The following is a 21,611-nucleotide window of genomic DNA, read 5'->3' as shown; positions in this document are numbered from 1 at the left end:
GTCACCCCTCCTTTGCTTCATTCATGAATTCTTTCAGGTTCATCTGCCCCATACTTTCCCAGGTTGTGTACGGGATCCCTATGTAATCCAGCGGAACGGCCATCCCCAGTCCGCCCTGGTCCAGCGGCTTCATGCATTTTTCATAGCATTTTGGATGTGTCATCTGCATTCGCTGGAACCGGTTCGGCTCTGATTCAAGGTGTGCACCAAAAGCGCAAAACATGCACCCGGTCCGCTGCTCCCCTGTGGTGTATAACATCTCCATTTAATCTTCTTCTGATGTCTCCATATACAGAGCAGATTTCTATATCATTCTCCATTACATATCTGAGCACGTCCTGTCGCGTCCAGAATCCGATAGGCTGGCTCTTGACTGTATTTCCGTCATAGACATTGCATCCGGTGTGGGCATACTGCCTCGCCCTCATAATTCCCTCATCCTGAGTCACTCCAATGTATGGGACCCTTCCCGTATCCTTGTGATATTTCTTGAACGGAGCCTTTTTCATGACATCACAGCATTTCTCACTGGTATCGAACGGAGCTGTCAGAAGAGGTCTCCACTTTTTGGATAAGACTCCCATTTTTCCACGTTCATCTCCATTCAGAAGATAATTCCTGTACCGGTCAGATAGATTTCCATGACGCAGTTTTCTGATTTTCATAGCTGTCTCTTTACTCACCAGTGGGTATCCATATTTCATTATCACATCACGATACAGGATTCTTTTCCCGTCCTTATCCCGCGGGGCGATCTCTACGTACTCCCCTGACGCTTTTCGCGCAAATCTTATAATCTCCGGAAACTCCATCCCTGTATTAGAAAACACCGCCGGCACATGATCCCCGATCACTTTACGGATCATATGCAAAAGCACTGTGCTGTCAATGCCGCCAGAATAGGAGAGATATACCTGTCCGTCCCAGTTGTCGTACCATTCGCGGATACGTGTTTCCGTCAGCCTGATTTTGATCTCATACGGAAGGTATTTCCGCTGAGAAAATTGCCATTCGTTCAACTTCAGGTCATCCTCTTTTATATACATGCTCTTCCTTCTCTCTGATCCTCTCTATCTGCCGATCCAGCTTTCTGTTAATCTCTTCCGAGATCTGGTCTTTCATTTCCTTCGGCATAAGCTGCTGAACCTCTGCACGCATTATAATTACATCCGCTAGCTCTTCCAGGTATTCCCCGTTGCCCTCACCGAGATTATGCTTGATCCGCGCCGCAGCATATTCAGCACATTCCTCTGCTAATTTATCCAGGGCCTTTTCCAGACCATTGTGCTCCGCAATATACCGAATCTTCTCTTCTGCCGTCATAGTCACCGCTCCTTTCCGCAGTATGGGCAATACTTATATTCCACGGCATCCGGGACCCGGAAATAATGGTCACAAACCGAGCAATATTCCTGATGCTCCGGGTGCTCCAAGTAATAATCAACACCCATCTGCTCCATCCGGAAGAGTTTTGCAAGTGCCATGCTCAGCTTCTGCGTCTTCGGCGGCTGCCGGTCATAGATCGTGCTCAGCCCTGTCACCCGGAAAGAAGTGTCGCCTCCCGGCTCCGTAAATCTTTTCGTCCAATCCATTACACTCACCTCTTTTTTACAATCTGGTATTTTTCATAGGTTACGGATCCGGATGCCTGCAGCATAGCGGCAACACCATCGCCGAACAGCTGCCGGATCTGGCGCAGGGTCTTATTTGGCCCGATTAAGCGCCCGTTATCGTATATGTCATAAAGCACCGTCACTTCGCATTCCTCCCGTCATATATCCGCTCAATCTCCTTTGTCGTCGCCGCCAGAAGCGTCTTCATCAACGGATCATGGTTATGCTTTGCCCATGTCTCGCAGTTATCGTCTGCGACCTGCTGCCAGAATCCCGGATCATCCATCCGGCCCACATTCCGGCGGAAGAACTTCCAGCAGTCCGTAAACATGTCAAAATATCTTCTCAGTTCATTCTCTGTCATAATTCACCGCCTTTATGCTCCGCTCACACTGGAAGCAGCAGTCTTCCCCGAACCGACCATCATAGTGCCGGCAGGTGTCGCAATCTCTCCCTGACAGCCGGACATATAACCGCCGCAGGTTTTTAATCAAATGGTATTTCCATATCCGCATATTCGAATCCTCCCGCCGGGTCATACTCCGTCTCCCAGCCGAGCCGCCGGTTCACGTCGTCGCGCTTGCCATAGATCCGCTTGCTCTTTTCGTCGTAGCTGAGGATGATCCCCGCCGTGTTGGTCTTCCCGAAAAGCCGGTTCTTCGCCACGATCAGCTTCCTCTGCTCTTCCAGCATCAACCCTTTTTCCACTTCATCCTTCGTCCCCCGGTCATATCCCAGGGTAATTCCGGCCAGATTCGTGATGTCTCCGGATCCGGAAACTTCATCGTTCGCATCCCCGCCGAAAGCATTCTTCCGCCGATGCGCCACCAGGAGGATCAGGACATCGAACTGTACCGCGATCGCCGCCAGTTCTCGAACAAATCTTCCCTGCCAGTCATATTTGTCTGTTCCCGGCCTTTCGTCTATGTACATCGCAGTCATGAGGTTGTCCACCAGTACTACTTTTACGCCGTACTGCATGATCGCTTTCCGGATGGTCCGCAGCAAATCCTCTTTTTCATCACTTTCGATGATCCGGCTGTCGTAGATATAAGCCTTTTCGCGGTACCAGGCATTGATCAGCTCCTGGTTCTTCCTGGTCAGGAACCGGTCCGGCGTCCCGAAGTCAGTTTTATTCTCGGTGATATGGTTCCGGCCGGCGATCTGGAAGTCAAACCAGTTTTTGTACAGGTAATTCGGCAGTTCCCCGGAATAGGCGAATGTCACATATCCCTGATCCACCGCATTCCCCATAATCTGGCTTGCCAGCGTGCTCTTGCCGTCACCGCGCTTGCCGGAGATCAGGCAGACCATCCCGAACGGCAGCCCGCCGTAAAGCATCCGGTCCAGCTCCGTGATCCCGGATTTCAGCTTCGGCAGCTGGTAGATGTTCACGGCTTCCACGTCCGCCAGCGGTAATACTCTTTGGATCGGCACCAGCACGGCATTCTCCACCGCCCGCCGAACAGCCCCGGACCCGTGCTTCTGCAGGAGTTCATTGGCGTCTTTGCATCCCTGGTAGTCTTCTTCCCGCACGTGCTTGATTCGTCCCGGGAAACGGCGCTGAACGTCTTCTAACAGGGTAATATGGCCTTTCTCGCAGTCCCCGAAGATCACGATTTCAGAAAAACTGCTCACCCAGTCGTAACAGTACGGGACCCAGGTCATTCCCTTCGCGCCGTTCGGCACGGATACTGCATTTTCGACTCCGGCGGCGGCCACGCTCAGGCTGTCCAGCTGACCCTCCGTGATTACCAGCCGGTCATGGTCTTCACTGCACTGCTTCATGCCAAACAGGATCGGCCTGCAGTCTTTCTCGCACCATTCCTTGTTCTTGTCCTTTTCCCGGTCATAGTCTGTCTTTCGGTACTTCACGAACTGCAGGTTTCCCTGGTCGTCGTAGAACGGGAATACCAACACGTTATCATGGTCCGTCTGCGTCGTAATCTCATACCGGTGGGCGATCTCTGCCGGGATGCCGCGGCCCTCCAGGTATCTCACCGCCGATTCCTTCGGCCGGATCGGCTCCTTCGGCGTTTTCAGCTTCCGGTACTTCCTGCGCGGCCGGTAATATTCATCCGCCTCATTCCCCAGGGAGAAATCAAAATCCCGGCTCAGGGTGATCATGTTCCCGGACACTCCGCAGGATGCCCGCAGACACTTAAACTGCCCTGTCTGAAGGTTGATGGAAAATGTTCGCGTATTCCCATGTGTAGGTCTGGGGCGGCAATACGGACAAATCTTGAAGAATAGTTCCCCTCCCTGCACTTTGGTTTCCGCTCCCACATGTCGCGCAAACGCGAACGCATCCGCTTCCCGGAATTCATAAATTTTCACCAGTCATCACCTACCAATTCTTCTTCCTCTTCCGGAATCTCTGGTTCCTTCTCAGGAATTTCAGAATCATAATTCTTATCCAGATAATCCACATAGCCGGAATTAAAAAACGTGCTTCCATGCATCCAATACTTCTTATCGCGATGCTCCGACTCCATATCCTTTACGAACCGTTCCACACAGCGCTTAATCTGGTCATACCCAATCCGCTGGAGTTTTTGTTTCTTGGTCTTTGACACCTGTCCCTTCCCCTTTTTGATGGGATACAATTTCCAGATGGACTCAAAGAATTCTTCCAGGGAATCTGCATCGCGCTCCGTTGGAGTGCGTGATATATAATTCTCTTCTCTACTCTTCTCTTCTTTACTCTGCGTATTTTCGTATTCATTTTTTGAGTTTCTGCTATCATTAACTGAGTTTATGACTACATTTTGAAGATTTTTGCCAACACTAATTAAGAGGTACTCTTTTTTCAGTTCTACCCTTTCGCGCCTGGACACTGCGTTCAAATATCTTTTCTGGATTCCAGATGAGGTAAGAATCCGATATTTCTTGAAAAGTTCTCCTGAAAAAATGTTCCTCCGGATCGAAGCTGCAACGATCTCATTTATTAAGTTATTGGGGAATCCGGGCAGCGCACATTCTTCACACACACTGCCAACATTCCGACAGTCCACACTGCGGGTACATCCGAGCCGATACGCCCACAGCACGGAGATTTCGGGAGTCCATTCACAGTAATAACCAAATCCCGAATATATGCTCTGGTACAACTTGACGATCACTGCAAAACCCTTTAGCCCAAACTCAGCTTCGATCAATTCTATTTTCTCATCCATGTGGCAATCCAACTCAAAGTAGTCAAGTCCTACCTTTTGTGGTCTTGCCATGTCAGCCCTCCTGGTATGTCAATAATCGAATGATATGCGCTCCTGCTTCTTCCGGATGACAGAACAGGAACTTCACACCATACTTCTCCTGCATCGTCTGCATAGCCTTCATCAAGATTTCTCCAGATGTAGGTGTAGACTTCGGCAGCTTCACATTCCGCCATTTCCCGATGCTGTGCATGCGTTTGATCTTTTCATAGCGTGCCATCCGCGGGTTCTTCCATCTCACCACATCGGAAAGGCAGGTGATCTGATCTGTATTTTCGATCAAGACATACAGTTTGATGCCGTTATTCTGCGCCAGAATGCACTCGTCCCGGAATCTCGGATGCTGTTTCCCACAGATGTTCCCTGTGATTTCCTGCATGTCCCGTTTGGTGTCGACGGCGATTTTATAGCTTCCGAGAAAGTCCATTTTTTTCAGTTCCAGACTCCGCCGGGTCTTTCTCTGGATCACGTCCAGCACCTTATCATCTGCCAGTACATAGTCTCCGACTGGAAGCGGAGCCTGCAGCAGTTCTACCTCATGCCAGTCAAACCAACGGTGTTTCATTTCATGCTTTCCCGCCTGCTGCCCTTTATCTTCTATAATCAACATTCCGCGTCACCGCCTCTCCTGTTATAATGCCGTTCCCCTGTCAGATACTCCTCCGCCCGCCGCTGACGCTCTACAAGCCCTTTCAACTTGTCCAAGAACTGCTTATTCTGTTTATCCGAGCAGAACTTTGCAATCTCTTCTGTCATTTCAGCCTGATCCTTGCAAGCGCGCCGCGCGAGCCGTTCATTATGCACCCTGGTCCCTATCCGGCACCGTTCTTTATAATCCATCGCAAACTCCAGATCATGAAGTTGATCCTGCTGGCGTTTATCGTACTTCCAAACCTCTTGAATATTGGTTTTATATATGGACTGACACTCCTGTAAAAAATCCAGAAACTCCGCGATCTGTTCTGACGGCAATAATTTTTGCATATGCTCATCCTCCTGTTAATTGAATGGCAGCTCTTCATCTATACCGTCCGGTATATTCATAAATCCATCGCCTCCAGGAGCATTATTCGGTGCTGGACCCGCATCACGGTTTCCCTCGGAAGCCTTTTTACTCTCCGCAAACTCCTGCTCTTCCACAACCACGTCTGTAGTGTACACTTTCTGTCCGTCACGGTTCGTATAGCTGCCGGTCTGGATACGTCCGCAGATCGTCACGCGCATTCCCTGACGGAAGTATTTCTCGATGAATTCCGCGTTTTTCCCGAATGCCACACAACTAATAAAGTCTGCCTTCTGATCTCCGTCCCGCTTAAATCGACGGTCTACCGCCAGGGAAAACCTTGCCACTGCCGTTGCGTTCTCTCCATTGGAGTAACGAACGTCCGGATCTCTGGTTAGGCGACCCATTAAGATTACTTTGTTCATGTTCTTCCTTTCTGCGCCCCACCACCGGCAGGGCGCATACACTTTTTATGAAATCACCGTAAACTGCGGCGCCAGATCTGCCAGCTCGAACTCCAGATACTCTTTGATGTTCTTCATGGCTTCTCGTTTCCACGCTCCGCCGTCTGCTTCAAAGATGGCGCAGCCAATTTCCCCGTCGTAGTCCTTCATCCGGAATATAAATTCAGATTCCGGCTGCTGCACTTCAATGAAGGTACGATACGGCCTCAGCTTCACCGGATTCGGAACCAATGCACTCTCTTTACCAGCAATACCTTTCTTAACCGTTGCAGACTGAGAAATACCGTCGTCACTGTATGCAGCCAGCGTGCCGCTCTCAATCGTTCCTGCGAACCGGAGAACCGCCTCTGAGCCTTCATTCTGGACGAAGTTGGCGCGAATACTGATCAGGAACGGTTCCGTATTCAAAAATCTTCCATATGTAATCTCCGGCAGTTCCGCTCTGACTTTCACCAGGCACTCCCTCTCCCTGTCCAAATCCAGCGGAGAAATAAGCTGGACTTCCGTTGGAGACACTACATGGATCAGCATCTTATCATCCAAAACATCTACTTTTGATTTGATGTAATCCACCAGACCGGAAAGCGTCGACATACCTATCGGGTCCGCCCTCAATTCTTCATCCAGTCTCTGAAGGTTTTCACTGGTATAACTCCAATCCCCATCCTTAATGATCTTCGGCTTCTGAGACTCCACGATCCACTGCAATGCTTCTTTGATAATTCCTGCCATATTTTTTTACCTCATCTTTCCTTTAATCTACGATTTCTCCCGTTTCCGGATCTGCTGCTTTTTCTCCTATCAGGATATTCCCATTCTCATCCGTTGGAAGGCCTTCCATCCGCACCTGACCGCGGATGCCTTTTCCATACTCTTCCACGAAGAGCTCTTTTGTTCTCAGATCCTTTCCTATCGCCATCTGCGTCTTGATCGGACTACGCGGGGACAGTTTCGTCTCCACCTGAACGCCTACGGTCACATCGTTTCTCTGCTCATTCTGCTCGAAAGTGAGCTTGATAGTGATCCCTCGCTTATTCTTATATGGCGTGTTCGGGTCCAGAAGATTTTCTATGACCTTCTTCGCCGCTGCCTGGAACTGGATTCCCAGTTCACCGCCCGCCAGATCATCTAAATTAATATCAAACATGATATTTCCTTTCCTAAAGAATTGGTTTTCGGGTTACTGTATATAAATTTGACCGGTCAAAATTGCTTTATTTTACTTCTTCAATCTCCACTTCAATCCACGGTGTTCCATCCGTATACAGAAATTCATGTGTGATCCTGCTTCCATCCACCCACCGCGGAGAATCATCCTGAATCACTCCGCATTTCTGGAGTGCATCTTCAATCACCTTATCCGCGAAAGCAAATACATTCATGTGGTCCCTTTTTTGGCCGCTTGACGGCTCTGCAAAACGATAATGGAACGTCACTCTACCCGCATATCTTTTGCGCCCTGAAACGGCTCTCAACGCGTCACACGCTATCTTTTCGTACTTTTTCTTTATATGCGCTCCGCTCTTGGGATTTCGTCCCAATTCATGAATATAATCATTCAACCCGGGGAAGGTCTTTTCATTCTTCCAGAATCGTCCTTCAATTCTGAACTTCACAGATAACTCACCCCATATCTTTTCCGGAACGCCTCGCGCGCCTCATCTTCTGTCATTCCGGCGGCAACTCGATTCTTTTCCCAGGCAAGCTGCCCCACCATTTTTGACAGCGCCTCCGCCGCCGAATTATCATGGATTCTCCTGGTAATTTCGCCCATATTATGATGTTCATCACATACCGGGCCTTTCACCCCATCCTCGTCCGCCAAAGACCGGATACCTTTTCCAAACAGGAAATGATGTTCCGTTGTCGTTGGTTTCCCGCAGATCATGCAGTTTTTCGTATACTTCGTGATAATACTTTTCATATGTCTGTCATTAACTCCGAGTAGTGGATCGGCGCGGTTAAGATCTTCGTGTGCTTACAGTAATCACACCGTTCACAACGGATCGGCTCGTAATCGTTTTCTTTCAAGGCGACAATCTTCGCGGCGTTGCTCTCTACCTCTGTCAGCTTCTCAAACAGATGCGTGTCGTCGATATGGATAATCTCAATATCCGGTTCTTTCTCTTTGCTGGCCGCCGCTATGTAGAAGGGGAGTTTTTCTCCGGTATTCTGCCGGACAATCTCCTGATAAACTGCCCCCTGGATGTCATATCCCCAATACTGGACGAAATCCATATATCCCGCGTCGTGGCACCAGAATGTCTCACGGATCGCTTTCATGACCTTCAGGTCTACGATACAGATTCCCGGAAGGTAACTGTCAATCTTAATCTTCCACGGCGCCCCGCCGATTTCCCCCGTCATTATTACCTGCTTCTGGCCTGACATATATTTCATGAAATACTCATCGCGCTCAACTCTGTTGATAATCTCTTCTGCCTTCCGATATTCCGCTTTAAGCTGACCGCCTTTCGTGAAGATCTCCGGATGCTTCGCGCGGAAAATATCCAATGTTCCCTCAAAATGGGCATCTACATAAGATCCCACCAGCATAGAAGTGGTTTCCTCCATCTCCCATTCCCCGTTCAGTTTCGCAAGCGCCTGGGCTTCACAAGGGATCTTCCCAAGAGATCCGCAGAAATCTTTATACTGAGATACGCTCAGGTATTCCCTGTTCGCCTCCTGGCTGTAATAATTCTCCGCCGTTAAAATCATTTCGCGTCCTCCTTGAATGGGTCTTCCGCCGTGATCGCCCGTTTCATAATATCTTCCGCCTCACCTTCCACGGCGCATCCCATCAGGGCATTCGGGATATAGACCCTCGCAAAAAATGCCGCCGCGCGGTATGCAAGCATCAGCTCCGGCATGGTCTGCCACTTCGAGGTCTCATTGCCATATTTGTCCTTCTTGGAATACCATCCTTCTGCCTTTGCCATCGCAATCGTAACTTCTGTCCCTTTTACGATCTCCCCGGTCTTTTTCTTTTCCGCCTCAATATAGCAGCCCCAGGAGTCTTCACCCTTCTTTCCCGTGTAGACAGGCCGTACATTTTTATATTCCGAACTGCCGCGGATCAGGCTCATGCATGCCTGTCCACTCCACTGCGGATTCCCTTTCACAACATAAAGCTGCTGCATCACCATCATAGGGCTTACCCCCATCCGATTTGCCATATCCACCGCGATCGTACAGTCCATTGGCTTCCCTCTATACCGGTCCGGCACCAGAGAGGAGCTGGCAAACATCTTTCCGATATCAAACAATTTCTGGAAATTCTCAGAACTTCCAAATGGGCTTGCCACTTCATATGCCTGATCCTGAGTCATAACCTCATTTTCCATATCCATCCTCCTTATAATGTGATCACTGTCAGTTCATCGTCATCCGTCGTCCTGGTGGCAATAAACTGCAGCCCCTTTTCTTTGCATTTCTGATAAAGAGATTCCCTCATCTTTGAGGATAATTTTTCCACTCCGTCGATCAGCACCAGCTGCAGACCTGTCTGATTCTGTACGGCCACGTCCACGCACAGATCCAGCTTCTCCCCGTCGGACAGGTTGCTCACCGGCAGACCGTTAATCAACGGGATCCCATCTTTTACTGTCAGCCCCTTAATGGGGATCGTCGCCGTCTCCAAGATTTCACCCGGCAAGGATCTGGCCTTCTCAATTTTTCTTGTCAGGTCTTCCGATTCTTCTTTCAGGCTCTCTACTTCTTCCTGAAGACTTACCATCCGGCGGTATTCCCGCAGGTGCCCTTTCATTTCTTCGGTGTGGGCAGCCTGTTCCTGGAGCGCTGAAAAGTCCTCCGTCTCTTTCCCGGCCAGTTCCCGGTATTCCTCTACCTTTGCTTCATATCCAGCCACATCTGCCCGGAATTTCTGCAAAATCACTTCTTCCCGGCTAGCCTTCTTTTCGCCAAGAGCGGCAATGTTCTGCTGATTCTCTTTCAGCTGCGCCTGGAGTCGTTCTGTCTCCTTTACCAGCCGTTCACGCTCCGCAGAAAGTTCTCTGTCAAGAGCGGCAAGGGCAATCTCTTTTTCCGCTTCAAACGACCTCACTTTTTTGTCCTGATCCTCTACAACCCGGCGCGCTTTCTCTATTTCTTCATTCTGCTTCCGGATCCGTTCGATCTCGCGGTAAAGACCTCCCAGATCTTCATTCTCCCATTTCTCTGCCTGGTATCCAGCCGGGATCGTAGAAGCAATATCTTCAATAAAGGCTCTCTTATTCCGGATATACCGGTTGATATCCTGCCTGTCCAGAAAATACTTCCCCTTTTCCGACTGGATGTCATTCAATACGGAAAGGATATTCTGGTCATAGGAGACCCACGCCGGCAGTTCGCCAAACCATTCCCGGATCGTATTCAAGTCCCAGTCATAATTGATCATGTCCAGGATAATCGCGTTCTGTTCCTTCTCCGTTTTTTCCAGAAATTCCACCGGGGAGAGCTGCAGCGGAGAAAAAATGTCACGAAGAAAGCTTTCCGGGCTTCCGACCTCCCGCCCGTTCTGCTTTACGGATTTATAATCCGCCTGGTTCGTCCTGGCTTTCCGGTTAATTCTCAGGCCAGTATCCGTCTCAATCAGGATTTCCCCTTCCGTCTCCCCGTTCCGGACAATATATTTCCGGTCGGACTTATTGGTCAGAGCATATTTGATCGCGTCAATGACGGAAGATTTTCCGGTCCCATTCTCGCCGGTCAGCTCTCTGGAGCCGCCATCTGATTCATATTCTTTAATTCCATAAAGATTTTTGATTTTGATTTTTGTTACATGCATGAAATAATCCTCCATATGGTCCATATAAGTGCTGCACCTGGAAGCGCCAGAAACACCCACTTATTATCCTTGAAAAATCTCATTCGCCCACCACCTGTAAAAGGTCTCTCAACTCGTTATTTACCGTTTTAAGGGACTCTATGGCTTCTTTTAACTCTCCGTCCAGGTCAGCCAGTTTCCGCCTTCTGTAAAGCTCCACCGCATCCATAACGGCTTTATCAAATGTCCCGAAATAATGAATCGGCTTCACTACTTCGGTCTGTTCTCCGTCACGAACAGCTTTCCTTTTCTGATAGACGGTATAGCAAAGCTCATCTGCGCCGACATAATAATTACCAACGATATGTATCATAAGTCCTCCATTTCAAGTACCCTAAACACTTCATATGTCAGATCCCAGCTTACCGTCTGGATCGGATCCAAAAGCCGATATATACTTCGCTTACTGTATCCAGTCATATCTGCCAGATCCGCTATGCTCAGGCACTGTCTTTGAAGTTCTGAGCGAATCCGGCACGCCAGATTCTGATGTTCCTGAAATGTCAATGGGCGCCTTTCCACGTTATAACCTCCACTTTTTTGCCAGTATCATTCCCACTGTCAGCATAACCACTCCAACACCAACTACCGCGACATTATCTGCTGAGCAAAGGAACACGCCTCCAACGAGAAGGGCACATACGACTTTATACATATCTCACCACTCCCGCATCAATTGCCACCTGCTGATACTCTGACTCTGTGATGTATCCGCTTTCGTAAAGCCCTGCGAAATATCCAGCAAGCGATCTTGCATAGCAGGTTCTCTTAAAAACGATCTCCATCAGTTTATTGATTCCCTGCGTTTGAATATCAAATTCTTTTTGCGAGCGAAGTAAGTCTCTCAGAGCAGAATAATTCTCATAAATATACGTTGGTTCTTTTCCATCCTTACGCAATTTATGCATCAACTTATTGACTGTCATTATAACAATAGGCTCTTCTTCCTTCCCATCATCAATAGGTATCGCCGGCCTCTCCCAAATCAGCTTCCCAACATCGTAAAGCATATATTCTATACACCCAATGTCAGACGCTTCATAAACCCTCACGATGTCAAAATTGGGGGTTATGCCATTCGTAAGATCCTCCCGGATATCGCTGAACCATCTCTTAACAGTCCTTACTCTTCCATTCAACCATATACCCCGGATATTATTCCGCAATTCACATATCATTCCATCTTTCAGATCTGCTTTTCTCATTTCCGTTTACCCCTTATAAATCGGACAATTTCCTCATCACTTAATCCAAGGACCCGAACCATTGCCCGGAATTCCCTCATGGTAAAGGTATCCGGCTGCCGCCGGCGCTTCTGGTATGTCGGACGAGTAATCGCCAAAAATTTTCCCATTTCCTCATCGTTGTATGCTTTCCGGGCCTGCCCGTCTGCCATAACCGCCCGGGATTCTCTGTCACGCATTTCATCAAGACTCGGCTGTAATCTTGGCATCCTGTTCACTCCCTTCTTCCTACTCTACGATGGATACAGAGCGCCTTTCGCTGTCATACCTCAGCCTCAGCGTGTCCCCGTTCATATCGACCAGCACCGCATTATTCCCATCCACCTGCAAGCGGAATTTTTCCATCTGGAATTTGTTTTCCAAATATGACCGGATAGCATATTCCGCTATTGTTTTTGCACCTTTAATCATTCCGTTCACCACTTTCACCTTTCGTTAAATCTTCGAGATTCACTTTAAGAACACTGGCAACTGACATAAGGCTTTTTATCGTTGGACTTGCCGTCCTCCATTTTGCGATCGTCCCTTTGGATAATCCTGCTGCTTTTTCCAGCGCATTAAGGGACATCCCCTTTTTGTCAGCCTCCGTTTTCACATTTTCAAAAACCAAATAACCACCTCCCATTTGCGTTGAATTTAATCAGATGCCGCGTTATAATGATCTTGCCTCGTGTTATGAGGCGGAAAGGAGGGTCTTCGATGAAAGATTTTCTGTTCCGCCCCGCGCCACATTTTGAGGGTTGCCTCCGCTGAAAGTTTTTATAACGCGGTTTCTGATCTGGTTCTGATTATTTTCACCTTTTCTATTGACAGATTGAGTGTTTTATTCTATAGTTAAGTTGTCAGACAAAACTGAATAGATTCACCAACATTCTGCTTTTATTTGCGGCTTTAATTCAGAACTTGTTTTTATTATACCGAATAAATTCAGAATGTCAATACCTAATTGCGGTTTTTATTCAGAATTTTATTCGGAGGGTAAAATGATATATGACAGAATCAAACACTTGTGCAAACTGAACGGAATCTCTGTGAATAAATTAGAAAAAGAATTAGGGATCTCTAAGGGCTATCTATCCAAAATAGATAATGTGAAACCTAGTAATGAACGGTTAAATAAGATTGCTTCCTTCTTCAATGTCTCACTCGAATACTTGACAACTGGCGAAGAAAAAAGCAATGAAGCCGGTTATTATTTCAACGAGGAAACCGCTAAGGTAGCACAAGAAATATTTGAAAATAAAGAGCTTCGTGCACTTTTCGATGCAACAAGGGACTCTGATCCGGAAGACCTCCGGGCACTACATAATATGGCACTGGCTCTGAAAAGGAAGGAGCGTGGGTCCGATGACGACACCGGATGTTAATGTCGTCCTTCTGGATTTTCCAAACTTAAAGAAAGAGATGGTTGTTCCAAACGAAGACGGGTCATTTACTATCATGATTAACGCCAAACACTCAGTGGAACAACAGGCGGCAGCTTATGAGCACGCCATGAAGCACATCCAGAATCAGGATTTCCAAAGAAAGGATGTGCAGAGGATTGAGCATGCCGCGCATAATCTCGCCGTTCCTGTTGTTTCATCAAAAGCGAAAAAGGGATCAGAGGATGTGCTGGAAAATATCCTTAAACGGATACGGAAAGACCGAAGGAAACTCAGAAAACAAATAGAAGAATACGAAAACGACATGAAGTTCATTTCTTCTTTTTCCGGTTCAGATACAATCCAGAAGAGTGAAGAGAAGAAGTGGCTTTATGATGGAGTGTACTAAAAATAATGGGGGAATAAAATGTTTGATGGAACAGCGGAAAGTAGCAAAAACAACAATCCATTCGCAAAATATTCAGGTTATATGCTACTCATTATCATAATATGTGTACCTTGGATTATAACTTTGCAATCAGAAAATTCTGATTTGAAAGATGAACTGGAAGTAGCCAATGAAACAATAGCAGAAATGGATGAAGAGATCTTTAATCTTCAAGAGCAAAACTCTGCATGGGAAGTCAACGTGGATGAACTTCGCAAGGAATTAGAGGAAAGTGAAGATCTTAATACCAGAATGCTTTCAGAAAACTATGACCTATGGGAACAATGTAACTTTTTTGACCAGTACGCAGGAATTGTTACCGTGTCAGGGGAAAAATATCATACATACAATTGCTACCATTGGCAAACTGGAAGTGACTTTTGGATTTACAACATTGATGCTGCTGAAGCAAACGGATATGAACCCTGTTTAGATTGTCACTAAAAAACCGCCCCAGTGCGCCAACACCAGGACGGTCACAGATATCTCCAGAGAGATACCCCACATATCAAAGTTATTGTATCACCTCTGGAGACAGCCCGCAAGCGGAACATGAGTTCGCGCTGGCTGTTATTTTTGTACCAAAAATTGCAACGAAATTGCATTTAATTGCATTCAAAGGAGGATGTACGATGGCAAAAGCGAAGAAGTTACCTTCCGGGAGCTGGAGGTGTTTGGTGTACAGTCATACTGAAACAATCATGCAACCGGACGGAACGAAGAAGGAAAAGAGAATCTATAAATCATTTACAAATTCTGACACATCTACACAAGGAAAACGGAAATGTGAAGCAGATGCCGCGGAATGGGCTGCAAACAAAGAGAAGTCGAAGAGAGATAAAAAGAAGCAGTATGAAGATCTTACTCTGCATCAGGCCATTGACATGTACATTGACTCACGGAAACTTTTAGGGAGATCTCCAACCACTATACAGGATTACCGTTGCATCCAGAAAAACGGATTCCAGGATCTGATGCAGATGCAGCTTAAAGACATAGATGAAGATATCATCCAGGAAGCTGTCAATAATGAGGCTCGGAGAACTATAAGCCGCACCAAAAAGACACTCTCTGCAAAGCGCCTGAGAAACGAATACGGGCTTTTGACTGCGGTACTGGGGAAATATTGCAAGGGACTGTATTTGGATGACATAGAGCTTCCCAAGGCGCAGAAGAGGACTGTTGAACTGCCATCAGTAAGCAAGGTCTTTGAGATCGTCAATGGAACTGACATAGAGCTTCCTGTACTTCTGGCCGCATGGCTTTCATTTTCTATGTCAGAGATCCGTGGCCTGACAAAATCAAAATCCATACACGGAGATTACATAACCATCGAAGAGGTCACGGTGGATGTAAATGGAGTTGCGATCACGAAGAAAGATGCAAAGACACCTACACGAAAACGAAGACACAGGATACCGGAATATATTAAAGGTCTGATCGACAAGGTTGACGGTGATGTACTCGTCCCGATGAGCGGGAGAGCATTGTATCACCGGTGGATCCGGATACAGGACGAGAATGGGATGCAGCACATAACATTCCACGATCTAAGACATATCAATGCCTCCGTTATGGCTGCGCTGAGAATACCGGATAAATACGCCCAGGAGCGCGGAGGATGGGCTTCTGATCGAGTGATGAAAGATGTGTATATGCAGACATTTTCAGAGGATCGAGAGAGGTATGATGATATCATAGACAACTACTTTGAGAATATCATGCAACATGAAATGCAACACAAATGAAAAAGTCCCGTATTTTCGGGACTTTTTAGAAGCACGAGACGGGATTCGAACCCGCGACCCTCGCCTTGGCAAGGCGATACTCCACCACTGAGCCACTCGTGCATATATATAAAACCCTTTCGGGTGTTTAAGCGGGTGATGGGAATCGAACCCACGTATCTAGCTTGGAAGGCTAGTGTTCTACCATTGAACTACACCCGCATATATGTAAAAACCCTTTCGGGTTGTTTACGAATGCGTGTCGGAAACAGCTCCGTTTCGCAACAATGAGTATTCTACTATGGGCTTTCTAAATTGTCAAGCGCTTTTTTTTATTTTTTTGAAAAAAATTTGTTACTATTCACAGCCGATTCAGAAGTGATGCCAGATGCGTCGTGCTCGCACAGTTCATTCTCCATGATCTCCTGCGCCAGCTGTGCCCCTTCCGCAGCGATTGCCGCATCTCTGTCCAAAACGAAGATATATTCCGGATTCTTCTCTACGACAAACTCAAAGGACGCCTCATTTCCATGGATGGAAGTCTCAACCTCCGCATCGACTCCCACATTTTCGAACCCGATCTCTTTTCCGATCAGCGAGCAGCGGCCGTCATTTCCCAGTACGTTGAAGCTTCCGCTGGTGCAAAGTCCTATAATGGCAGTTTTTCCCTCCGCAAAAGCTGCCCTCCGATAAAGATCACATCCGGATCGCACGCCATATCCAGGATCGCGATTCTCTCCGGATCATAAGGGACTTCTACCTCTGCCGTCTCCTGGTTCCCGTTCAGACTTTCCACCATGATCGTTTCCTGCGCTGTATTTCCTCCTGTAAATACCAAAGTCCTTCCCTCTGGCCTCTTTAATAATAAATGGTCAACGGTTTCCCTGAAATCTCAAGGATTTCAAAATCAACTTTATAAATCTCAGATAAGGTTTCTTTGGTCATCACCTCCTTCACAGTCCTGAATTTGGCGATCTTCCCATCCACAAACGCGCAGATACAGTCCGAGTAAAACACAGCGTAATTGATCTCGTGCAATACCAGAATCACTGTCTTCCCCAGTTCATCGCAGAGTCTGCAGACCATCTTCATCATGTCGGTGGCATGATAGATATCCAGGTTGTTCGTGGGTTCGTCCAGCAGAATGTATTCCGTATCCTGGGCAATCACCATGGCGATGAACGCCCTCTGACGCTGTCCCCCGGAAAGTTCGTCAATGAACTGATCCTGGATCTCCTGAAGTTCCATATACGCAATCGCCTTGTCGATCATTTCTTCGTCTTCCTCTGTTCTGTGATTTCCAGAGTACGGAAAATGCCCGAAAGAGACCAGTTCTCTCACTGTCAGTTTCATCTGTACGGCATTATTCTGAGTCAGGATGGCCAGTCTCCTGGACAGATCCTTGCTTTTCCACTTCACAATATCCGTTCCGTTAAAAAACACCTGACCTCCGTCCCTGGCGATTAACCGGGATATGATCCCCATGACGGTGGATTTTCCTGCTCCGTTCGGTCCGATGAGAGACAGTACCTTTCCCTTCGGAATCTCGAACGTAACGCCGTCCACCACTGTCTTTCCGTCATATTTTTTTGTCAGTTCTGTGATACGCATACTATACCCTCCTGTTTGTCAAAAGGAGATAGAGGAAATAGATCCCTCCACCCACGGTGATAAACACACTTACAGGAACCGTGTAAGAAAACACATGTTCCACGATCATCTGTCCTTCCACCAGCACAATCATTCCGAAGAAAGCAGATCCCAGAATCAGGGTCATCGACCGTTTTTTCATAAAAGAAACCTCCTCGCAAAAATTAGTTATTACTAACCACGGGCCGCAGTATGTCATATAAGGGGAAAAAAATGCAAGCACTTTTTCTCTCCCCTTTTTAGAAATATTCTCATTCTGATACATAACCCGTATCAAAATCAACTTTATTCAGCAGTTCTCTGCCGTTCAGATACCGCTCCAGATTCTGGCAGCAAATCTGTACTACCCGGTTCTCTGTATCTTTGGAATAACCGAAACTCTGTCCTGCGATATGGGGCGTCAGGATGACCTTGTCCATCTTCCACAGAGGGTGATCCGCAGGCAGCGGCTCCGGGTCTGTCACGTCCAGCGCCACGCCGCCCAGATGACCTGCTTCCAGCACCTCTACCAGTTCATCTGTACGGATCAGGCTGCCCCGCCCCACATTGATCAGAAACGCGTCCGGTCCCATCATGCAGAGCCGGCGGATATCCAGCAGTCCCTTTGTCTCCGGCGTCTCCGGCAGGCAGCCGATGACAATGTCCGCCAGCGGAAGCTCCCGGTCCAACGCGTCTGTCGTAATCATAGCGTCATAACAGTCCGGATAATTGCGGTCTGTTCTGCGCATTCCGGTCACATGGACACCGAACGCGTTCAGGCGCTTTGCAACTCCGGTGCCGATATCCCCTGCTCCCAGGATCAGGGCCCGCTTTCCGTAGAGCAGAGTTTCCTCTCCCAGCGGATTCCATAATCCTTCGCTCTGCTGTCCGGCATATATCTTCAGGCGCCGGCACAGACTCAGCACAACGGCCATGACATACTCCGCGATCACCACCTGAAAACATCCTCTGGCATTCGTAAGAAGAATCTCCCTGGGAAATCCGTCCCTGGACGTATAAATATCGGTTCCGGCCCAGCCCATCTGGATCCACTTGAGACGCGGGCACTGACGAATCTCCCGCAGGCCGGGCTGACCCATCACGATTTCTGCCTCTCTCAGAACATCCAGCCGCGCCTCCCGCGTCATTGTATCGTCTATATACCGCCATTCGCAGCGCTCTGCTCCGGCTTCCTCCAGCGCCTCCCTCTGCATACGGTCCAGCGGAAACATTACCGCCGCCTTGATTTTCTCCATGAACCCAATCTCCTTTCCAAAAGCATCGGCCAATATATAAAAACAGAGCTGCCGCCCGTTTTTCCAAACATTCTGCGACAGCTCCATATCATTGGTATCTCTTATTTCAGCGCGTCGATCGCCGCTCTCTCAATGGGGAATCCCGCTTTGTAGCGTTTGATGAATTCATCGAATCCCTTTACATCTTCCGGATCCGGATCCATCTTCTCGCCTTCGTCTCCGCCAAAGACTTTGTTCTGCAGATAATCTGCCAGACTCTCGCCTTCTTCTTTCTGAATCATATAGGAAGCCAACAGGGCAATACCCCATGCTCCTCCTTCACCGGCCGTCTTCATGACGGATACCGTAGCGTCCATAGCGCCTGCCAGGATCTTCTGTCCCACTCCTTTGGTCTTGAAGAGTCCTCCATGCCCGGTGATGCGGTCCACTGCCACTCCCTCTTCTTTCAGAAGGATGTCCAGACCGACCTTCAGCGCTCCCAGGGAGGTATACAGGTTCGCGCGCATGAAGTTGGCAAGATTGAACTTGCTGTCCGGTGTACGCACAAACATCGGACGGCCTTCTTCAAATCCGGTAATATGCTCTCCGGAGAAGTAGTTGTAAGCCAGAAGTCCGCCGCAATCCTTGTCGCCTTCCAGGGCCTTATTATATAATGTACCGAAAAGCTTGTTCATATCCACTTCCATTCCAAAGCTTTCCGCAAATTCTTTGAAAACATTCACCCACGCGTTCAGATCTGAAGTACAGTTGTTGCAGTGTACCATGGCTACCGCGTCGCCGCTGGGCGTGGTCACCATATCGATCTCTTCATGCACTTCTTTCAGCGCTTTTTCCAGAACGATCATGGCAAATACAGAAGTACCGGCAGACACATTTCCGGTGCGCTGCTTCACGCTGTTCGTGGCGGCCATTCCCGTACCTGCGTCGCCTTCCGGCGGGCAGAGCGGGCAGCCCGGCTGCAGTGTTCCGGTAGGATCCAGCCTCTTCGCACCTTCCGCAGTCAGCACCCCGGCGTTGTCTCCTGCCAGAAGCACCTTCGGAAGAAGATTTTCCACCTTCCAGGGCATTCCCTTGGCCGCTGCCATTTCGTCAAATTTTTCAATCATGGAAGTATAATAATCTTTTGTATCAGAATCAACGGGGAACATACCGGATGCGCTTCCCACTCCCAGAACCTTTTCTCCGGTCAGCTGCCAGTGGATATATCCGTCCAGCGTTGTGAAGAAATCCACATCCTTTACATGATCCTCTCCATTCAGTATAGCCTGGTACAGATGCGCGATGCTCCACCTCTGCGGAATATGGAACTGGAACGCTTCCGTAAGCGCTTCTGACGCTTCCTGCGTGATCGTATTTCTCCAGGTGCGGAACGGAACCAGCAGCTCTCCATCCTTATTGAATGCCAGATACCCATGCATCATGGCGCTGAAGCCGATCGCTCCCAACTTCTCCACCTTTACTCCGTACTGCGCCTGCACATCTTCAGTCATCTTCCGATAACAATCCTGAAGTCCCGTCCAGATATCCTCCAGCGAATAAGTCCAGATCCCGTTCTCCAGACGGTTCTCCCAATCATGGGCGCCGGACGCGATCGGTGTGTTGTTTTCATCGATCAGCACCGCCTTGATTCTGGTAGATCCAAATTCAATTCCAAGAACTGCTCTACCGTTTACTATCGTATTTTTCACATCGCTCATAAGTTTCCCCTCCTGATATAAGCTTGTCTTAGGTCTATTATAACCTGACTGACTATAGATTTCAAAGATATTTTAGGTTAATTTTACTAAAAAAATCAACTATATCAGGATCCGCTCCGCAACGAATACCGCGGCGCACGCCCCCGCCGCCACCGTCACCAACCCTTTGCCCCGGAACGCCAGCCCTGCCGCCGCAAGGGCTCCTGCCGCCGCGCTTACGGGACTTCGCGTAGCGTAAAAAATACCGGGAACCGTCATGGCTGTCAGGCAGGTATATGGCACGTAATAGAGGAACGACCGAATATACCTGTTTTCTATCTTTTTCTGAAAAACCGTAAGCGGCACTGCCCGGATCAGATAAGTCACTGCTGCCATTACTAATATATAAAGATAGATCATGCTTCCGTTTCTCCTTCCTCCCGCACCGGGAACAGAAATGCCGCCGCGGCGGAAGCCGCCACTGTAGAGAGAATGATCGCCGTGCCCGACGAGATTCCCGACAAGGCCGGCACATAATAAATCATACAGCTAATCGCTGCCGCCAACGCCGCCGCAAACAACACCGCCCGGGATTTTCGGGCATTTGGCGCCACCACCGCGATGAACATCCCGTACAGCGCCACATTCAGGGCGCTGCCAAGAGCCGGCGGCATGAGCCCGGAAGCCGCAGCTCCCAGAACCGTGCCGGACGTCCACCCTAAGACCGGAAGAAGCTGAAGTCCCAGCATATAGGAAAACGTCAGGCTTTTTCCCCGTCCTACGGCCACCGCAAAGATCTCATCAGTATTCGCGAACGCGATGACCAGCCGTTCCCGGAACGTCACCGCATCTGACAGCTTCTGCGAGAGCGACAGACTCATCAGCGCGTATCTCAGATTGATAATGAACTGGGTCACCGCCATCTCCAGAAGCGTGCCCCCCGCTATGATGACCTGCAGCCCCGCAAACTGTCCCGCGCTGGTCATATTGGTCAGACTCATCAGCGCTCCCTGAAAGATGCTTAAGCCCCCGCCCAGCACCATGATGCCGAAGCTGAAACTGACCGACAAGTACCCTGCCGCAATGGGCGCCCCGTCTTTCAGCCCGCATCGAAACTCCTGCTTATTCATATGTTCTATCCCCGTAT

35 protein-coding genes and 2 tRNA genes are annotated in these 21,611 nt (G+C 48.5%); 4 read left to right on the top strand and 33 right to left on the bottom strand.

Annotated features, from left to right (window positions below):
* Window position 1: 1 nt before the first annotated feature.
* The 23 genes from B5F29_RS16675 to B5F29_RS02455 all read right to left on the bottom strand — a co-directional run bounded on the left by B5F29_RS16675 (window position 2) and on the right by B5F29_RS02455 (window position 12,974).
* Complete coding sequence (locus B5F29_RS16675; RefSeq protein ID WP_242955558.1) at window positions 2-163, bottom strand: hypothetical protein; 162 nt, start codon at window positions 161-163, stop codon at window positions 2-4.
* Window positions 164-194: 31 nt separating this feature from the next.
* Entirely contained in the window at window positions 195-1,046 is an 852-nt protein-coding gene (locus tag B5F29_RS02560; RefSeq protein WP_242955557.1) for a phosphoadenosine phosphosulfate reductase family protein, read from the bottom strand.
* The gene (locus B5F29_RS02555; protein WP_087153123.1) at window positions 1,027-1,323 is read right to left on the bottom strand and encodes a hypothetical protein; all 297 of its coding nucleotides are present in this window, start codon (window positions 1,321-1,323) and stop codon (window positions 1,027-1,029) included. The genes B5F29_RS02560 and B5F29_RS02555 overlap by 20 nt, the downstream gene beginning before the upstream one ends.
* Before the next feature lie 2 nt (window positions 1,324-1,325).
* Window positions 1,326-1,592, bottom strand: a complete 267-nt coding sequence (locus B5F29_RS02550) for a hypothetical protein (protein ID WP_087153122.1) — start codon at window positions 1,590-1,592, stop codon at window positions 1,326-1,328.
* A 5-nt stretch (window positions 1,593-1,597) separates the two neighbouring features.
* On the bottom strand, window positions 1,598-1,756 hold the full coding sequence (locus B5F29_RS16380) for a hypothetical protein (RefSeq protein ID WP_162608347.1): 159 nt from the start codon (window positions 1,754-1,756) through the stop codon (window positions 1,598-1,600).
* On the bottom strand, window positions 1,753-1,977 hold the full coding sequence (locus tag B5F29_RS02545) for a hypothetical protein (protein ID WP_087153121.1): 225 nt from the start codon (window positions 1,975-1,977) through the stop codon (window positions 1,753-1,755). Before B5F29_RS02545 ends, B5F29_RS16380 begins: the two co-directional genes overlap by 4 nt.
* 122 nt (window positions 1,978-2,099) lie before the next feature.
* The gene (locus B5F29_RS02540; protein WP_087153120.1) at window positions 2,100-3,950 is read right to left on the bottom strand and encodes a bifunctional DNA primase/helicase; all 1,851 of its coding nucleotides are present in this window, start codon (window positions 3,948-3,950) and stop codon (window positions 2,100-2,102) included.
* On the bottom strand, window positions 3,947-4,840 hold the full coding sequence (locus tag B5F29_RS02535) for a DUF4373 domain-containing protein (RefSeq protein WP_087153119.1): 894 nt from the start codon (window positions 4,838-4,840) through the stop codon (window positions 3,947-3,949). The genes B5F29_RS02540 and B5F29_RS02535 overlap by 4 nt, the downstream gene beginning before the upstream one ends.
* A gap of 1 nt (window position 4,841) precedes the next feature.
* The gene (locus tag B5F29_RS02530) at window positions 4,842-5,438 is read right to left on the bottom strand and encodes a hypothetical protein (protein ID WP_087153118.1); all 597 of its coding nucleotides are present in this window, start codon (window positions 5,436-5,438) and stop codon (window positions 4,842-4,844) included.
* The gene (locus B5F29_RS02525; protein WP_087153117.1) at window positions 5,432-5,812 is read right to left on the bottom strand and encodes a hypothetical protein; all 381 of its coding nucleotides are present in this window, start codon (window positions 5,810-5,812) and stop codon (window positions 5,432-5,434) included. Before B5F29_RS02525 ends, B5F29_RS02530 begins: the two co-directional genes overlap by 7 nt.
* 15 nt (window positions 5,813-5,827) lie before the next feature.
* On the bottom strand, window positions 5,828-6,256 hold the full coding sequence (locus B5F29_RS02520; protein WP_087153116.1) for a single-stranded DNA-binding protein: 429 nt from the start codon (window positions 6,254-6,256) through the stop codon (window positions 5,828-5,830).
* Between the two features lie 45 nt (window positions 6,257-6,301).
* Entirely contained in the window at window positions 6,302-7,027 is a 726-nt protein-coding gene (locus B5F29_RS02515) for a hypothetical protein (protein ID WP_087153115.1), read from the bottom strand.
* Between the two features lie 22 nt (window positions 7,028-7,049).
* Window positions 7,050-7,442 (bottom strand): hypothetical protein, encoded by a 393-nt coding sequence (locus B5F29_RS02510; protein WP_087153114.1) that lies wholly within the window; start codon window positions 7,440-7,442, stop codon window positions 7,050-7,052.
* 67 nt (window positions 7,443-7,509) lie between these two features.
* Window positions 7,510-7,911: a hypothetical protein gene (locus B5F29_RS02505; protein WP_087153113.1), complete on the bottom strand. Its 402-nt coding sequence runs from the start codon at window positions 7,909-7,911 to the stop codon at window positions 7,510-7,512.
* A complete protein-coding gene (locus B5F29_RS02500) occupies window positions 7,908-8,219 on the bottom strand; it encodes a hypothetical protein (RefSeq protein WP_087153112.1) in 312 nt (103 codons plus the stop codon). The genes B5F29_RS02505 and B5F29_RS02500 overlap by 4 nt, the downstream gene beginning before the upstream one ends.
* Complete coding sequence (locus B5F29_RS02495) at window positions 8,216-9,013, bottom strand: PD-(D/E)XK nuclease-like domain-containing protein (RefSeq protein WP_087153111.1); 798 nt, start codon at window positions 9,011-9,013, stop codon at window positions 8,216-8,218. The genes B5F29_RS02500 and B5F29_RS02495 overlap by 4 nt, the downstream gene beginning before the upstream one ends.
* Window positions 9,010-9,639 (bottom strand): recombinase RecT, encoded by a 630-nt coding sequence (locus tag B5F29_RS02490; RefSeq protein ID WP_087153110.1) that lies wholly within the window; start codon window positions 9,637-9,639, stop codon window positions 9,010-9,012. Before B5F29_RS02490 ends, B5F29_RS02495 begins: the two co-directional genes overlap by 4 nt.
* An 11-nt stretch (window positions 9,640-9,650) precedes the next feature.
* Window positions 9,651-11,081, bottom strand: coding sequence for an AAA family ATPase (locus tag B5F29_RS02485; RefSeq protein WP_087153109.1), 1,431 nt, complete (start codon window positions 11,079-11,081; stop codon window positions 9,651-9,653).
* Window positions 11,082-11,160: 79 nt separating this feature from the next.
* Window positions 11,161-11,433: a hypothetical protein gene (locus B5F29_RS02480; RefSeq protein ID WP_087153108.1), complete on the bottom strand. Its 273-nt coding sequence runs from the start codon at window positions 11,431-11,433 to the stop codon at window positions 11,161-11,163.
* 334 nt (window positions 11,434-11,767) lie between these two features.
* Window positions 11,768-12,325 (bottom strand): hypothetical protein, encoded by a 558-nt coding sequence (locus B5F29_RS02470; RefSeq protein ID WP_087153106.1) that lies wholly within the window; start codon window positions 12,323-12,325, stop codon window positions 11,768-11,770.
* Window positions 12,322-12,573, bottom strand: coding sequence for a hypothetical protein (locus B5F29_RS02465; RefSeq protein WP_087153105.1), 252 nt, complete (start codon window positions 12,571-12,573; stop codon window positions 12,322-12,324). Before B5F29_RS02465 ends, B5F29_RS02470 begins: the two co-directional genes overlap by 4 nt.
* Window positions 12,574-12,592: 19 nt before the next feature.
* A complete protein-coding gene (locus B5F29_RS02460) occupies window positions 12,593-12,775 on the bottom strand; it encodes a hypothetical protein (protein WP_087153104.1) in 183 nt (60 codons plus the stop codon).
* On the bottom strand, window positions 12,768-12,974 hold the full coding sequence (locus tag B5F29_RS02455; protein ID WP_162608346.1) for a helix-turn-helix domain-containing protein: 207 nt from the start codon (window positions 12,972-12,974) through the stop codon (window positions 12,768-12,770). Before B5F29_RS02455 ends, B5F29_RS02460 begins: the two co-directional genes overlap by 8 nt.
* Before the next feature lie 373 nt (window positions 12,975-13,347).
* On the opposite strand from B5F29_RS02455, the gene B5F29_RS02450 reads away from it, so the two are divergent.
* The 4 genes from B5F29_RS02450 (at window position 13,348) to B5F29_RS02435 (ending at window position 15,924) form a co-directional block, all read left to right on the top strand.
* Window positions 13,348-13,731, top strand: a complete 384-nt coding sequence (locus B5F29_RS02450) for a helix-turn-helix domain-containing protein (RefSeq protein WP_087153102.1) — start codon at window positions 13,348-13,350, stop codon at window positions 13,729-13,731.
* Entirely contained in the window at window positions 13,712-14,137 is a 426-nt protein-coding gene (locus B5F29_RS02445; protein ID WP_087153101.1) for a hypothetical protein, read from the top strand. The genes B5F29_RS02450 and B5F29_RS02445 overlap by 20 nt, the downstream gene beginning before the upstream one ends.
* 18 nt (window positions 14,138-14,155) lie before the next feature.
* Window positions 14,156-14,620, top strand: a complete 465-nt coding sequence (locus B5F29_RS02440) for a hypothetical protein (RefSeq protein ID WP_087153100.1) — start codon at window positions 14,156-14,158, stop codon at window positions 14,618-14,620.
* 188 nt (window positions 14,621-14,808) lie between these two features.
* Window positions 14,809-15,924 carry a tyrosine-type recombinase/integrase gene (locus B5F29_RS02435; RefSeq protein WP_087153099.1) on the top strand — a complete coding sequence of 372 codons (1,116 nt, stop codon included), beginning with the start codon at window positions 14,809-14,811 and terminating at the stop codon, window positions 15,922-15,924.
* A 30-nt stretch (window positions 15,925-15,954) separates the two neighbouring features.
* Here the strand turns inward: B5F29_RS02435 and B5F29_RS02430 are convergent.
* The 10 genes from B5F29_RS02430 to B5F29_RS02385 all read right to left on the bottom strand — a co-directional run bounded on the left by B5F29_RS02430 (window position 15,955) and on the right by B5F29_RS02385 (window position 21,603).
* A tRNA-Gly gene (locus tag B5F29_RS02430) sits at window positions 15,955-16,026 on the bottom strand.
* 28 nt (window positions 16,027-16,054) lie between these two features.
* Window positions 16,055-16,125: transfer RNA gene (locus B5F29_RS02425), tRNA-Gly, on the bottom strand.
* Between the two features lie 110 nt (window positions 16,126-16,235).
* Window positions 16,236-16,616 (bottom strand): hypothetical protein, encoded by a 381-nt coding sequence (locus tag B5F29_RS16670; protein WP_330397511.1) that lies wholly within the window; start codon window positions 16,614-16,616, stop codon window positions 16,236-16,238.
* Complete coding sequence (locus B5F29_RS17230; protein ID WP_087153098.1) at window positions 16,553-16,741, bottom strand: hypothetical protein; 189 nt, start codon at window positions 16,739-16,741, stop codon at window positions 16,553-16,555. The genes B5F29_RS16670 and B5F29_RS17230 overlap by 64 nt, the downstream gene beginning before the upstream one ends.
* Before the next feature lie 20 nt (window positions 16,742-16,761).
* Complete coding sequence (locus B5F29_RS02410; RefSeq protein WP_087153097.1) at window positions 16,762-17,514, bottom strand: iron ABC transporter ATP-binding protein; 753 nt, start codon at window positions 17,512-17,514, stop codon at window positions 16,762-16,764.
* Window position 17,515: 1 nt separating this feature from the next.
* Complete coding sequence (locus tag B5F29_RS02405; RefSeq protein WP_087153096.1) at window positions 17,516-17,695, bottom strand: iron chelate uptake ABC transporter family permease subunit; 180 nt, start codon at window positions 17,693-17,695, stop codon at window positions 17,516-17,518.
* Between the two features lie 109 nt (window positions 17,696-17,804).
* Entirely contained in the window at window positions 17,805-18,788 is a 984-nt protein-coding gene (locus tag B5F29_RS02400; protein ID WP_162608345.1) for a D-2-hydroxyacid dehydrogenase, read from the bottom strand.
* A 101-nt stretch (window positions 18,789-18,889) separates the two neighbouring features.
* Complete coding sequence (locus B5F29_RS02395) at window positions 18,890-20,485, bottom strand: xylulokinase (protein ID WP_087153094.1); 1,596 nt, start codon at window positions 20,483-20,485, stop codon at window positions 18,890-18,892.
* Between the two features lie 99 nt (window positions 20,486-20,584).
* Window positions 20,585-20,884, bottom strand: coding sequence for an AzlD domain-containing protein (locus B5F29_RS02390; RefSeq protein WP_087153093.1), 300 nt, complete (start codon window positions 20,882-20,884; stop codon window positions 20,585-20,587).
* Entirely contained in the window at window positions 20,881-21,603 is a 723-nt protein-coding gene (locus B5F29_RS02385) for an AzlC family ABC transporter permease (protein ID WP_206414173.1), read from the bottom strand. The genes B5F29_RS02390 and B5F29_RS02385 overlap by 4 nt, the downstream gene beginning before the upstream one ends.
* Window positions 21,604-21,611: the final 8 nt, after the last annotated feature.

This window comes from Lachnoclostridium sp. An196 (assembly GCF_002160135.1).
Classification (GTDB): Bacteria; Bacillota; Clostridia; order Lachnospirales; family Lachnospiraceae; genus Hominiventricola; species Hominiventricola avistercoris.
This window is presented reverse-complemented; position numbering and strand designations above follow the sequence as displayed.